Origin of the sequence: Rhodococcus sp. MEB032, assembly GCF_030208925.1 — a bacterium.
GTDB classification, from domain to species: domain Bacteria; phylum Actinomycetota; class Actinomycetes; order Mycobacteriales; family Mycobacteriaceae; genus Rhodococcus_F; species Rhodococcus_F qingshengii.
The window spans coordinates 1-13,954 of record NZ_JARVSY010000054.1; the positions used below are offsets into that span (position 1 = coordinate 1).

Here is a 13,954-nt window from a genome sequence, read left to right on the forward strand (position 1 = left end):
CGGGTTGCACATGTGTACCGGCGTGGACCGATGCGCACCATATCCGGCACTGGGCGAACGGTGGCCCGACGGTGATGAACAACCTGGTCCTGCTGTGCCGTTCACATCATCGGTTGATGCACCGGAAATCAGGGTTCGTCGGGAAATGGGTGATCCGCATCGGTGTCGACAACAAACCGTGGTTCATCCCGCCACCCTCGATCGACCCGGGTCAGCAACCGCGGCCGGCGAACACCACCTTCAAAACCTGAGGACGAACCTCAGATGCACCAGAACATGCCCAGGTCTGTTTCAGACCCGCTGCTCTGTGTCCGACCGATTGGTGGGGTGGAGTCGAATGGTTGCGTGCTTTCGGGGCGGCTCTACTTTCGGGTGCCCGTGTGGCCTGTCCCACTCAGTGGGTCATTATTCCGTTGTTGCCGCGCCGGTTGTGCCAGGTCATTTGGACGTCTGACCTGCAGTGCAAAATCTTTCGTTAGAACACGTTCCAATTTCGCAGATTTGTGGCTATGGTCACAGAGATAGATGCGGGTGTGCGAATGAAAGGGTGAAGTGACGTGAAGACCAAGGGTGCAATCCTGTGGGGCCTCAATGAAAAGTGGTCCGTCGAGGAGATCGAGATCGGTGAGCCGGTAGCCGGCGAAGTTCAGATTCGCATGGAAGCGGCCGGAATGTGCCACTCCGATCACCACATCGTCACCGGCGCGACCCCGATGCCGTCGTTCCCCGTCATGGGTGGGCACGAGGGTTCGGGCGTCATCACCAAGCTCGGCCCGGAGGTCAAGGGTCTGGAGGTCGGCGACCACGTCGTTCTGTCCTTCATTCCGGCTTGTGGAACCTGTCCGGCGTGCTCGGCCGGCCATCAGAACCTGTGTGACCTCGGGATGGGCCTCCTCAGCGGCCAGGCCATCAGTGACGGTACCTACCGAATCCAGGCTCGCGGCGAAAACGTGATCCCGATGTGCCTGCTAGGGACGTTCTCGCCCTACATGGTCGTGAACCAGTCGTCAGTGGTGAAGATCGACAAGGATATTCCGTTCGAGGTTGCCGCACTCGTCGGTTGCGGCGTCCCGACCGGTTGGGGATCGGCAACCCACATCGCCGATGTGAAGCCCGGCGAAGACGTTGTGATCATGGGTGTCGGCGGCGTCGGTATCAGTGCGCTACAGGGTGCAGTTGCATCGGGCGCCCGGTACATCTTTGCCATCGACCCCGTGCCGTGGAAGCGTGAGCAGGCTCTGAAGTTCGGCGCAACGCACGCTTTCGAAAGCGCTGCCGCTGCCATTCAGCCGATCATCGACGCTACGTATGGCCGCATGGCGCAGAAGACGATCATCACCGTCGGCGAAATGAAGGGTGAGTACGTCGAAGAAGCGATGATTCTGACGGCAAAGGCCGGCCGTTGTGTCGTCACCGCAATGGGGCACCTGACGGACATGGATGTGAAGCTGAACCTGTTCCTGATGGCGATGCTTCAGAAGGACCTTCAGGGCAACATTTTCGGCGGTGGCAACGCTCGCCAGGACGTGCCGAACCTCCTCGCGATGTACAAGGCAGGCAAGCTGAACCTCGACGACATGGTCACTCGGACCTACACGCTCGAAGGCGTGAACGACGGCTACCAGGACATGTTGGATGGCAAGAACATCCGCGGCGTCATCCGCTACACCGAAGCTGACTGGTGATCGGAAGCGCAACCCTTGTGCCAGTAGTCTGATCGGGTGCCCAGTACTCACAGTCTCGACGTAATCCAGCAGTGGCCGGTCGACAATGCGGCAGCGGTCGTCCTCTCCGGAAAGAATCCCGGTGAGGGCGACCGCATTCGTGGTTTCAGTGGCGACCAGGCGCATGTTTTCCCCCTGGCTTCGGTGACAAAACTGTTGTGCGCCTACGCGATTCTCGTGGCAGTGGAGGAGGGGGCGGTCGAGTTGGATGGGCCGGCCGGGCCTGAGGGGTCGACCGTTCGTCATCTCCTCGCACATGCTTCGGGATTGGCATTCGCCGAACGTGTTGTTCAGGCTCCGGTGGCGTCGAAGCGGATCTACTCGAGTGCGGGGTTCGAGGTGCTTGCCGAGTTGGTTTCCCGGGAGACCGAGATCGAATTTGCCGACTATCTGGCCGAGGCGGTGTTCGCGCCATTGGCGATGACCAGCGCGGCTCTTGTCGGTCCGGCCGGTCACGGTGCGCAGGCATCGGCAGACGACTTGGCCAAGTTCGCGGCTGAACTGCTCTCGCCGACTCTGGTCTCGGCGCAGACGTTCGCAGAGGCGACAACTGTGCAGTTCCCGGGGCTCAACGGAATTCTTCCGGGCTATGGCTCTCAGCGCCCCAACGACTGGGGCCTCGGATTCGAAATTCGGGGCGACAAGCGTCCGCATTGGACGGGTCTCGAGAACTCGGCCGCTACCTTCGGTCATTTCGGCCAGTCCGGGACGTTTCTGTGGGTCGATCCCACGATCGGTACTGCGTGCGTCGTGCTTACCGATCGCGATTTCGGTGATTGGGCCAAGCCTTTGTGGACCGAATTGTCGGATGGCGTGGTCGGTGAAGTTTCGCGGTAGAGCACAAATTTCTCTCCTTCCACTGGCGCAACACGGGTAACACAAGGCACACTGTTCAATCGAGCGTGCTGCACGAACTCGACAGAGGTCGTTGGGGAAGACGTCCCTCGTCGAAGCAGGAGGCTCGAGTGCGCGAAATGAATCAATTCGCGGACGTGACGACTGGTGTGGTTTACATCCACTCGTCGCCCGCGGCGCTGTGCCCGCACGTGGATTGGGCTCTGTCCGCCACGTTGGACAGCCCTGCCAAGCTCAGATGGACCTCACAGCCTGCCTACGACGGGCTTCTGCGTGCGACGACGGACTGGACGGGTCCCGTCGGAACCTGTGCCCGCCTGGTCGACTCGCTACGCGCGTGGCCGATGTTGCGGTTCGAGGTCACCGAGGACCCGAGTCATGGCGTCGACGGCGAACGGTACAGCCATGTGCCCGGTCTGGGCCTGTGGCGCGGATCCACCAGTGCGAACGGTGATGTCGTCGTAGGGGAGATGAAACTGCGGTCCATCATGAATTCCGGTGGAGACATCGCCGCGGAAATCGATCGGGCGATAGGTACACCGTGGGACGAGGAACTCGAACCCTTCCGGAGTTCAGGCGAAGGTGCCGAAGTGACATGGCTGCGAAGGCGTGTCAGCTGACCGAGGTCCATCCTGAACCCGGAGTGCTCTCGCGGCTTGAACGACAAAGACTTGAATGACAAAGGTGGGCCCCGCCGTATCGGCGAGGCCCACCTTGCTGTCCAGGGTTGTCAGAGCGGAATGTTCTTGTGCCGCGCGCGGACAGATGGTGCAGACGCGAGGGCAGCGGTCACGATGCTGCGAGTCTTCGCCGGGTCGATTTCCTCGTCGACGACGCCGATTTCGACCGCGCGGTCGACGCCGCCCGCGATTGCCTCGTGCTCGGCAGCGAGTCGGTCGTGCAATGCTTCACGCTCGTCGTCCGGTGCAGCTGCGAGGGCCCGCTTGTGCAGGATGCCGACAGCAGCCTTCGCACCCATCACGGCTACTTCGGAGTTGGGCCAAGCGAATACGGCCGTGGCTCCCAGTGCTCGCGAGTTCATCGCGATGTAGGCGCCGCCGTAGATCTTTCGAGTGACGACGGTGACGCGGGGGACCGTTGCCTCGGCGAAGGCGTGAAGTAACTTCGCTCCGCGTCGGACAACGCCTTCCCACTCCATCGAGACGCCCGGCAAATACCCGGGAACATCGACGACGACCACGAGCGGCACGCCAAATGCGTTGCACAGTCGCACGAATCGAGCGGCCTTCTCTGCACTTTCGGAGTTCAGGCACCCCCCGAGTCGCAGTGGGTTGTTCGCAATGACGCCAACGGTGCGTCCGGCCATCCGGCCGAAACCGGTGACGATGCTCCGAGCGTAATTGCCTTGCAGTTCTTCGAAACTCGACTCGCCTTCGACGTTGTCGAGCATTTCGTGAACGATCGGACGAACGTCGTACGCGCGTTTCGCGGAGGCGGGCATCATGGCGCGCAGATCGCTGTCGCCGAGTTCCGCTGCCCGCTGATCGAATTCGCCCTGCTCGCACATCATCGAGACCAGGCGGCGCGCGCGGTGCAATGCGTCGGCCTCGTCGTGTGCGGCGATGTGCGCGACACCCGACTTCTTGGTGTGTGTGTCCGGACCGCCGAGTGACACCATGTCGACCTGTTCGCCGGTGACACTACGAACTACGTCTGGCCCGGTGACGAACACTCGGCCTTCCGGCGCCATGATCACGACATCGGTGAGGGCTGGACCATACGCGGCTCCGCCAGCGGCAAAGCCGAGCACGACGGAAATTTGAGGTATGAGACCCGACGCGCGGACCATGGCCTCGAAGACCAGTCCGACGGCGTGGAGCGCCTCGACGCCTTCAGCCAGACGCGCGCCACCGGAGTGCCAGAGGCCCACGATGGGGGACTCTTCCTCGATAGCGGTATCGATGGCTTTGACGAGGTGTTTGCAACCGTCGACGCCCATGGCGCCACCCATGACAGTGGCGTCGGAGCAGTATGCGATGGTGCGGACGCCGTCGATGTTTCCGGACGCAGCGAGCACACCGGACTTGTCACGGGCGTGGAGCGGCACTGTTGTGCCGGGGTCGAACAGATTTTCCAGGCGCGCAAGAGGATCGCGCGGGTCTGTCGATGATTCGGACTTTGTCACGGGGGCCAGGATGGTCATCGCGTCCTCCTTCAGTACGAGCCTTGGGTGGAACGAAAGGTCGGTGTTGTCCGCGGGTGACGTTGTGTTGCAACGACACCCGCGGACAGGTGCAAACCGCGGTTCGGGCTAGGCCCGACCGAAGGCGAGCGCGACATTGTGCCCACCGAAACCGAACGAGTTGTTCAGTGCGAAATCGAAAGAGCCGGTTCGGGGTTCACCCTTGACGACATCGAGATCGATTTCTGGATCCTGGCTGTCAACGTTGAGCGTGGGCGGGATGATCCCGTCACGCACTGCCAGAACCGTGAGGACTGATTCGAGGGCGCCGACAGCGCCGATCGAGTGTCCCAGCGCGGATTTCGGGCCGTACACCGCAGCGTGATTGCCGACTGCTGCGTTGATTGCCTTTGCCTCTGCGATGTCACCGATCGGCGTCGCAGTGGCGTGGGCGTTGATGTGCTTGATGTCGGACTTCGTCAGTCCGGCCATCTCGATTGCTCGGGTCATGGCTCGCGCCGCGCCCAGGCCTTCCGGATGCGGTGCCACGATGTGGTACCCGTCCGAAGTGATTCCGGAACCAAGCAGGCGGGCGTGAATCGTTGCCCCGCGTGCCTTTGCGTGCTCCTCGGTTTCGAGGATCATCAAGGCGCCGGCTTCGCCGAAGACAAATCCGTCGCGGTCCTTGTCGAAAGGACGTGAAGCTGCGGCCGGATTGTCGTTGTTGGTGCTCATCGCACGCATCATGGCGAAGCTCGCGATCGGAACGGCGTCGATGAAGCTCTCGACTCCACCAGCCACAACCATGTCCGCGTCACCCATGACAAGCATGCGGTGAGCGTGAGCAATTGCCTCGGAACCTGATGAACATGCCGACACCGGAGTGATGACGCCACCGCGGGCCCCGAGTTCGAGTCCGACCGTTGCGGCCGGTCCGTTGGGCATGACCATCTGCACCGAGAACGGGGACACCTTGCGGTATCCGCCGCCACGGAGCTTGTCGACGGCGTCGATGAGCGTGTCGCCGCCGCCGAGTCCGGTGCCGATGACAACGGCCAGGCGGTCCTGATCGACTTCAGGGCTGCCGGCGTTGCTCCAGACCGTGCGACTCAACGTGAGGGCAAGGCGTTCCACCCAGCTCATCCGTCGAATTTCGACGCGGGACAAGCCCTCGTCCGGTGAAACCTTCAGGTGCCCGCCGATGCGAATGGGAAGGTCGAACTCGTCGATGAACGGGTCATCGAGGATTCCGATGCCGCTTTCGCCGGCGAGTAGCGCCTTCCACGTGCCATCCACATCACCAGCCACCGAGGTCGACGTCGCGAGGCTCGTGACGACGATGTCGGGGAATTTCCCTTTGCGGGTAGAAGCGGAAGTCACGGTCGGCTCACTCTGCGTTCTTGGCTTCGGCGCCTTCGGCTTCGAGCTTCTGGATGTACGCGACGATGTCGCCGACGGTGCGCAGGCCTGCGAGATCCTCGTCGGGGACCTTCACGCCGTACTTGTCTTCGGTCTGAACGGCGATCTCGACCATGGACAGGGAGTCGATATCGAGGTCGTCCACGAAGGACTTGTCGACGGTGACCTCGGAAGGCTCGATACCGGTGACCTCCTCCACGATCTGGCCGAGTTCCGCGATGATTTCTTCCTGAGTGTGGGCCACTGGTGTGGCTCCCTTCTTGATCGATTGAGGTGGGGTGAAACGTCCGGCCGCCGTTCGGGCTGATCGGCCGGGTGGGCGTCCGAGCTAGGTCAGCTCGGACAGTGCGGAGATATCCTCCGGGTTCTTGAGGGCCACCGTCGGTGTGCCACGCATTTCACGCTTGGCAATTCCGACGAGGGTTCCGGCCGGCGGGAGTTCCACGATCGCGCTGACTTCTGCTGTCCGCAACGACGCGGAGCAGAGGTCCCAACGAACGGGGCGGGTTACCTGCGCGGCAAGCTTGGTGAGGGCGTCGGCGCCCGAGGAGACGGGTGCGCCATCCGAGTTGGAAAGCAGCGTGCGCGTCGGATCGGAAGGGGTGATCTTGGCGGCAGCAGCTGCGACGGCGTCCTGCGCCGGCGCCATGAAGCGGGTGTGGAAAGCTCCGGCGACGGGTAGTGCGCGGACTCGGGCCTTTTCGGGTGCGTTTGCTGCGAGTTCTTCGAGCGCGGTGAGCAGTCCGGCCGCCACGATCTGGCCGGCCGCATTGCGGTTGGCTGCTTCCAGCCCGAGTTCTTCGATTCGTGCGAGCACTTCGGCTTCGTCTCCACCGAGAACGGCTGACATGCCCGTGGGCTCGAGCGCACAAGCCTTGGCCATCTCGGCGCCACGGAGGGCGGCAAGCGCGACCGCGTCGTCAGCGGAGATAACACCGGCGACCGCAGCAGCGGCAAGCTCACCCACCGAATGGCCGGCAGCGATGACGTCGGCGCCGAGGAGCCCACGTGATTCGATTTCCTCGTATGCCAGCAGAGCAGCGGCAACGACGAGGGGCTGGGTTACCGAGGTGTCGGTGATTTCTTCGGCGGTCGCGGTCGTGCCGAGTCGGACGAGGTCCAGGCCGGCTGCCTTCGACCACACTTCGAGGCGGTCTTGTGCTCCGGGCAGTGCCAGCCAGGGGCTGAGCATGCCGGGTGTCTGAGAGCCCTGTCCCGGGGCGAGCAACGAAATCACTTATTAAGAGAACACCGCCGCGAGCGACCTGCGAGATGTCGGTCGCGATGAACTCTGGCGAAGTGTTTTGTAGGATTCCCACAAAATCCCACGTCGCGCTCGGCCATCGAAATTGGACGCTCAGGGGTTACAGGTTTGTTTGTCCGGATGTTAAAGATGTGACTGAAGTAACCGAATTGTTCGATTTGAGATCGATTTGTGTCAATCGGCCCACGGTAGCGGCGATCCGTAGTACATACGCGTCGCGTGGATTCGTTGGATCCCGGCCGGTAACTTCCGCGATTCGCTTCAAGCGGTACCGAACGGTATTTGGATGAACAAACAGAAGACGTGCACAAGTCTCAACCGCACCTCCACAGTCGAGATAACTGTCTAAAGTATCGGTCAAGACTGTGCCGGATTCAGCTAAAGGTGCGACGAGGAAATCGCGAAGAGCCTTCACGGCAGCGGCGTCTCCCAGTAGTGCCCGTTCCGGGAGCAGTTCAGTCGCGAAAACGGGACGAGGTGCGCCGCGCCACCCGGCAACAGCCTTGATTCCCGCCAGAGCTTCGGACGCACTGAAGTGCGCTGCGCTCAACGAGGGTGTCGTCGGGCCGATCACCACCGGCTCGTCGGCGAAACTCATGAGCAGGTCTTGAAGGAATTGGCTGCCTTCCGTCTTACTGCTCAGCTCGCCGCTGACGATCATCACCAGTCGCGGACCCTGCACCACGGCGAGAACAGCGCGCCCGTGCGCGGCGGCAGTCGCGTGGACGGTGCCGGCAACCGAGACCCGCTCGTCCGGCGGGGGAGACCCGACGATGACGGTGGCCGGAGCCGTGGCATCCCAGTTCAAGGTGGCGGCGCGAGAGAGCATGTCCGAGCCGGTGTCTCCCTGCACGACGGCGTCGACGACGAGCGCTTCCAGTCGCGTGTCCAGGGCACCCCGCGACTCGGCAGCGCTTGCGTACACCGTCGCTGCTGCGAAACCGAGTTCACGCCCGTAGCGCAGGACGGCTTCTGTCAGCGCGATCAGCTGCTGATCGTTGCGGGCGAGAGCCGGCAGCCATTTCTCGAAGAACTCCATCGCCACCCGGACCATGTCGACGGTCTGGCGCAGCGTGAGCTGTCGAGCAAGATCCTGAGGGATGACCGGAAACGACTCGTATCCGAAGCTGATCTCCGAGTCGAGTTGCCGCAGCCATTCCAGGAAATTCACCACCGACGTCTGCACCAACAGTTGAACGTCGGCGCGTTGCGAAGCGTCGAGACTGTCGAAGAACGGAAGCTGCTCCTCCATCACGGTCACGGCCTCGGTGGAGAGCCGGCCGGAGAACTGTTTGACGCGGCGGAGCAAGGCTTCTGGAAGTGGATCGCGAACCTGACGACGGCGGGCGAGTACAGCCTGCAACCCGGACGACTGTGGTCGAGTGCGGCGTACGCCCTCTTCGGGTTTCTCGGGATCAGGTTCGGGCATGAGAAAAACCTACGCCCATCGCCGCAGCGGATGTCGAGATGACACCCGCGGCGATGGGCGTAGGTCTGTTTTCGATCGCTGGGACTGTTGCCCTACGACTTAGGCGCTACCGGTGTCCCCGGTCTGCTCGGGAGCAGCATTCACGTCGTCGATGCGGTATCGGCTCGCTGCTTCGACGGCCTTCGACCGCTCGATCGATCCTTCCTTCGCCAAACCGATCAGCACGGCAACGACGATGGACTCGGCATCGACGTTGAAGTAGCGACGCGCTGCAGTGCGGGTGTCGGAGAACCCGAACCCGTCCGTGCCGAGCGTGGTGTAGTCGCCGGGAACCCACTGACGGATTTGATCCGAGACCGCCCGCATCCAGTCCGAAGCCGCGACGACGGGGCCTTGGGCCGAGGACAACGCCGTGGTGACGAAGGGAACCGGAGCATCCTCGGACGGATTGAGCAGCGCCTGACGTTCGCACTCGACGCCTTCGCGGCGCAGCTCACCCCAGGACGTGACCGACCAGACGTCGGCCGAGACGCCCCATTCGTCGGCAAGCAGCTTCTGCGCGCGCAGCCCCTCGGGCATCGCGACACCGGAGACGAGGATCTGTGCCTTCGGGCCCGATGCTTCGGACGTCTTGTAGAGGTAGATGCCCTTGAGCAAGCCCTCGACGTCGAGACCTTCGGGCTCCGCCGGCTGAACGTACGGCTCGTTGTAGATGGTCAGGTAGTAGAAGATGTTCTCGCCACCGAAACCGTCGACGCCCTCGGTGCCGCCGTACATGCGGCGCAAGCCGTCCTTGACGATGTGCGCCAACTCGTACGAGAACGCGGCGTCGTACGTGACAGCTGCGGGGTTGGTGGATGCCAGGAGCAGCGAGTGTCCGTCGGCGTGCTGGAGACCTTCACCGGTCAGAGTTGTACGACCGGCGGTGGCGCCGAGAACGAATCCCCGAGCCATCTGGTCGGCAGCCGCCCACAGGCCGTCGCCGGTGCGCTGGAAACCGAACATCGAGTAGAAGATGTACAGCGGAATCATCGGTTCACCGTGGGTGGCGTACGACGTGCCGACTGCGGTGAACGAAGCCGTCGAGCCGGCCTCGTTGATGCCCTCGTGCAGGATCTGGCCGATCGGGCTCTCCTTGTAGGCGAGCATGAGTTCGGCGTCGACGGAGGTGTAGAGCTGCCCGTTGCGGTTGTAGATCTTCAGCGACGGGAACCACGAGTCCATACCGAACGTGCGAGCCTCGTCCGGGATGATCGGTACGATGCGCTTGCCGATCTCCTTGTCGCGCAACAGTTCCTTGAGGATGCGCACGATCGCCATGGTGGTGGCGACTTCCTGCTTGCCCGAACCCTTGCGGATGACGTCGTACGTCTTGTCCTCGGGGAGCTTGAGCGGCGCCGCATCGGTGTTACGGGAAGGCAGGAACCCGCCGAGTGCTTTACGACGGTCGAGCATGTACTTGATCTCGGGAGCGTCCGCGCCTGGGTGGTAGTACGGAGGCAGGTACGGATCCTTCTCTAGCTCGGCATCCGAGATCGGGATGTGCTGCATGTCGCGGAACGCCTTGAGATCGTCCAGCGTCAGCTTCTTCATCTGGTGTGTGGCGTTGCGGCCCTCGAAGTGCTTACCGAGGGTGTAGCCCTTGATGGTGTGCGCCAGGATGACCGTCGGCTGGCCCTTGTGTGCCATGGCCGCTGCGTAGGCGGCGTGGACCTTGCGGTAGTCGTGGCCGCCACGCTTGAGGTTCCAGATTTCCTGGTCTGTGAGGTCCTTGACCAGTTCCTTGGTGCGGGGGTCACGTCCGAAGAAGTGATCGCGTACGAACGCGCCGTCGTTGGCCTTGTACGTCTGGTAGTCACCGTCCGGCGTCACGTTCATCAGGTTGACCAGTGCGCCGTCGCGATCGGCGTGCAGCAGCGCATCCCACTCGCGACCCCAGACGACCTTGATGACGTTCCAGCCGGCACCGCGGAAGAACGATTCCAGTTCCTGGATGATCTTTCCGTTGCCGCGGACCGGGCCGTCGAGGCGTTGGAGGTTGCAGTTCACGACGAACGTGAGGTTGTCGAGGCCCTCGGTTGCCGCGACGTGAGCGAGGCCGCGTGACTCGGGCTCGTCCATTTCGCCGTCGCCGAGGAACGCCCACACGTGTTGATCGGTGGTGTCCTTGATGCCGCGGTCGTTGAGGTAGTGGTTGAACCGGGCCTGGTAGATGGCGTTCATCGGGCCGAGGCCCATCGAGACCGTCGGGAATTCCCAGAAGTCGGGAAGCAGCCGTGGGTGCGGGTAGGACGGCAGTGCGCCGCCGAAGTCTGCGTGCGACTTCTCCTGGCGGAATCCGTCGAGCTGTTCCGCGGGGATCCGGCCCTCGAGGAAGGCGCGCGCGTAGATGCCGGGGGAGGCGTGACCCTGGATGAAGATGTGGTCGCCGCCGCCGGGATGGTCCTTGCCGCGGAAGAAGTGGTTGAAGCCGACCTCGTACAACGCTGCCGAGGATGCATAGGTCGAGATGTGACCGCCGACGCCGACGCCCGGTCGCTGAGCGCGGTGGACCATGATCGCGGCGTTCCAACGGATCCAGGCGCGATAGCGGCGCTCGACCTCTTCGTCGCCGGGGAACCACGGCTCGTTTTCGGTCGGAATCGTGTTGACGTAGTCGGTCGAAGTGAGCGCGGGGAGTGCGACGTGCTTCTCGCCGGCGCGTTCGAGCATGCGGAGCATGAGGTAGCGGGCACGCGTGGGTCCGGATCGATCCAGAAGTCCGTCGAATGATTCGAGCCATTCGGTGGTCTCGTCCGGATCGATGTCCGGCAGGTACGACGCAACACCTTCGCGAATGACGCGAACGCGACCGTCGGTTCCCCCCGGCGTATTCGACGCGGGCGAACCCGACTCGCCGGCGGCGCCTGAATCGGCGTTCTGCCCGGACGCGGGACCCTGGATCAGGTCAGACAACGTGTGCTCCTCATTGGTTTGGGGACGCGTGGTGGGGCGTCCTTACATAGGTGATCGAGGCCTTGTTAGGTCCGACGCACTTCCATCGTGAATATGGCGCGTACCTCATCTTTCACCATCCCGGTCGGTCCGGCATACCTCGCCTCTGGTTACTCTCGGGTAGCGTTTTTCGGCGTGACGCAGGGGTGTGATGGTTCCCCGTAGTCACAGGCTTGGGGGATCGATCGGAACGTATGAAGGGGTGGGAAAAAATAAACAAAGAAATCAATTACGGCAGGGTCGGGGCGTGGGTCTCGGTCGGATCGATCGCAGTGGGACTGTCGGTGATCGTGGGATGTTCGGCGGCGGTGACCGGATCGGCAGTACCCAATGAAGCGCACGTGGCTGCATACCAATCCGAGGTGAGTATTTCGATGGCCGCCGCGTCCTCGTCGAAAGCGGCGGCAGATGCGGCAGAGGCAGCTTTCGCGATCTGTGAGGAAGCGGTCTCTCGATCGAAAAACGACGTGGTTGCGTTCAATGCCTACGTCGACGCCGGAAATCATGGTGAGACCGACCTGAGAGCCGAAGCAAGCGCTGCTGCTTCCTCGGCAAGGGAGACGGCCTCGTGGTTCGACTCGGTCGCGAGTGAACTTCCGACGCAACTTTCCGGACTGTTCGCCGAATTGGCCGCGAACCTACGTTCATCTGCTGTCGTGATCGAGAGTGATCATTCGGCCGATGAAATCAATTCGATCAGCGATACGAGCAATTCGATTCGCAAGTCGATCTTCGATGAATGTGGATCCCTGTGACCTGCGGTAATCCGCAGGCGTAAGGTTCGCCGTGTGTCAGAAGACGATCTTTGGTGAAAGTTTTCGGCGTGGTCGGCTTGCGCTAACGCCTCAGACCATGTTCGCTTTCCCTAATTGATCGTCAAACGGTAGGTGTGCGGGGTCGCCACACACCATCAACAAAAGGAGGACCCCACCGTGGTCGCCGCGGCGGATGCCCAGAACTACGCTCAGAAACTCGGGATTACCACTGACATGGTGGTGCAGGAACTGGGCTGGGATGAGGATACCGACGACGGCATTCGTGCCGCGGTTGAGGAAACCATCGGCGGGGAAATGCTCGACGAGGATTCCGACGAGGTCATCGATGTCGTGCTGCTGTGGTGGCGCGACGAGGACGGTGACCTGGTGGACGCCCTCATGGATGCCATCGGGCCCCTCGCCGACGAAGGCTTCGTGTGGGTTCTCACTCCCAAGACCGGTCTCGACGGACACGTCGAGCCCAGCGAGATCGCCGAATCGGCGCCGACTGCCGGCCTGACGCAGACATCGGCAGCCAACCTCGGTGACTGGTCGGGAAGTCGACTGGTTCAGCCGAAGGCTCGTCCGGCCAACAAGCGCTGACCCGGTCCTTTCCGCACTTTCCCAAGGAATCGCACATGCCTCTCGAAGTTGGTGCCCAGGCACCGGATTTCACCTTGAAGGACCAGAACAACCAGGAAGTCTCGCTAGCAGATTTCCGCGGTAAGAAGAACGTTCTGCTGGTCTTCTATCCGTTGGCCTTCACCGGGACTTGTCAGGGGGAACTCTGCAAGGTCCGTGACGAGCTTCCGAAGTTCGAGAACGACGACACTGCCATTCTCGCGATTTCTGTCGGTGCTTCGCCGACTCACAAGATCTGGTCAGCTGAGCAGGGATACACATTTCCCTTGCTGTCGGACTTCTGGCCGCACGGTGAGGTCGCTCAGAAGTACGAGGTGTTCAACGACAAGTTGGGCTTCGCGAATCGTGGCACCTTTGTCATCGACAAAGACGGAATCATTCGTTTTGCCGAGATGAACGGCCCCGGAGAAGCCCGTGACCACGGACTTTGGGCAAACGCGCTTGCCGCGCTAGAGTCTTAGAGCACTCCCGGTGAGGGTCTCACCGGGAGTTCGGGCGTGTAGCTCAGTGGTAGAGCTCTGGTTTTACACACCAGCGGTCGGGGGTTCGAAACCCTCCGCGCCCACCGAAGAATTCAAGCCCCGATCTGCGTCGACGCAGATCGGGGTTTTTTCATTTTCGGCAACGAATTGTCCGCAATACGCCATTCTGGACGCATGTCCAGTTCTGTGATCGAAGTAGCCGTCGACCCGACGCGCGTGCATCCCACCCGTCCGCACATACACATCG

The 13,954-nt window shown here is 62.3% G+C and carries 13 protein-coding genes and 1 tRNA gene; 8 read left to right on the forward strand and 6 right to left on the reverse strand.

Annotation, left to right across the window (positions count from 1 at the left end):
- From QRN54_RS32070 to QRN54_RS32085, 4 genes are all read left to right on the forward strand, one after another.
- Positions 1 to 251, forward strand: a 251-nt coding sequence (locus QRN54_RS32070; RefSeq protein ID WP_285183956.1) for an HNH endonuclease signature motif containing protein, incomplete at its 5' end; no start/stop codon positions are given.
- Between the two features lie 306 nt (positions 252 to 557).
- Entirely contained in the window at positions 558 to 1,685 is a 1,128-nt protein-coding gene (locus tag QRN54_RS32075) for an NDMA-dependent alcohol dehydrogenase (RefSeq protein ID WP_003941638.1), read from the forward strand.
- Positions 1,686 to 1,721: 36 nt separating this feature from the next.
- On the forward strand, positions 1,722 to 2,561 hold the full coding sequence (locus QRN54_RS32080) for a serine hydrolase domain-containing protein (protein WP_065352613.1): 840 nt from the start codon (positions 1,722 to 1,724) through the stop codon (positions 2,559 to 2,561).
- A 128-nt stretch (positions 2,562 to 2,689) separates the two neighbouring features.
- A complete protein-coding gene (locus QRN54_RS32085) occupies positions 2,690 to 3,199 on the forward strand; it encodes a DUF3145 domain-containing protein (RefSeq protein WP_042445731.1) in 510 nt (169 codons plus the stop codon).
- Between the two features lie 110 nt (positions 3,200 to 3,309).
- On the opposite strand, the gene QRN54_RS32090 is transcribed toward QRN54_RS32085, so the two are convergent.
- The 6 genes from QRN54_RS32090 to aceE form a co-directional block, all read right to left on the reverse strand.
- Entirely contained in the window at positions 3,310 to 4,743 is a 1,434-nt protein-coding gene (locus tag QRN54_RS32090) for an acyl-CoA carboxylase subunit beta (protein WP_003941597.1), read from the reverse strand.
- 108 nt (positions 4,744 to 4,851) lie between these two features.
- A complete protein-coding gene (locus QRN54_RS32095; RefSeq protein WP_003941591.1) occupies positions 4,852 to 6,102 on the reverse strand; it encodes a KasA/KasB family beta-ketoacyl-ACP synthase in 1,251 nt (416 codons plus the stop codon).
- Positions 6,103 to 6,109: 7 nt separating this feature from the next.
- Positions 6,110 to 6,385, reverse strand: a complete 276-nt coding sequence (gene acpM, locus QRN54_RS32100) for a meromycolate extension acyl carrier protein AcpM (RefSeq protein ID WP_003941649.1) — start codon at positions 6,383 to 6,385, stop codon at positions 6,110 to 6,112.
- Between the two features lie 84 nt (positions 6,386 to 6,469).
- Positions 6,470 to 7,378: an ACP S-malonyltransferase gene (locus QRN54_RS32105; protein ID WP_064689135.1), complete on the reverse strand. Its 909-nt coding sequence runs from the start codon at positions 7,376 to 7,378 to the stop codon at positions 6,470 to 6,472.
- A 127-nt stretch (positions 7,379 to 7,505) separates the two neighbouring features.
- On the reverse strand, positions 7,506 to 8,834 hold the full coding sequence (locus tag QRN54_RS32110; protein ID WP_003941635.1) for a PucR family transcriptional regulator: 1,329 nt from the start codon (positions 8,832 to 8,834) through the stop codon (positions 7,506 to 7,508).
- Between the two features lie 99 nt (positions 8,835 to 8,933).
- Complete coding sequence (aceE, locus tag QRN54_RS32115) at positions 8,934 to 11,789, reverse strand: pyruvate dehydrogenase (acetyl-transferring), homodimeric type (protein ID WP_042445740.1); 2,856 nt, start codon at positions 11,787 to 11,789, stop codon at positions 8,934 to 8,936.
- Positions 11,790 to 12,022: 233 nt separating this feature from the next.
- Between aceE and QRN54_RS32120 the strand changes: the two genes are divergently transcribed.
- The 4 genes from QRN54_RS32120 to QRN54_RS32135 all read left to right on the forward strand — a co-directional run bounded on the left by QRN54_RS32120 (position 12,023) and on the right by QRN54_RS32135 (position 13,790).
- Positions 12,023 to 12,583 (forward strand): Rv2240c family protein, encoded by a 561-nt coding sequence (locus QRN54_RS32120; RefSeq protein WP_238704674.1) that lies wholly within the window; start codon positions 12,023 to 12,025, stop codon positions 12,581 to 12,583.
- Positions 12,584 to 12,760: 177 nt separating this feature from the next.
- On the forward strand, positions 12,761 to 13,186 hold the full coding sequence (locus tag QRN54_RS32125) for a DUF3052 domain-containing protein (protein ID WP_003941575.1): 426 nt from the start codon (positions 12,761 to 12,763) through the stop codon (positions 13,184 to 13,186).
- 35 nt (positions 13,187 to 13,221) lie between these two features.
- Entirely contained in the window at positions 13,222 to 13,686 is a 465-nt protein-coding gene (locus QRN54_RS32130; protein WP_003941619.1) for a peroxiredoxin, read from the forward strand.
- A gap of 32 nt (positions 13,687 to 13,718) precedes the next feature.
- A tRNA-Val gene (locus tag QRN54_RS32135) sits at positions 13,719 to 13,790 on the forward strand.
- Positions 13,791 to 13,954 lie beyond the last annotated feature (164 nt).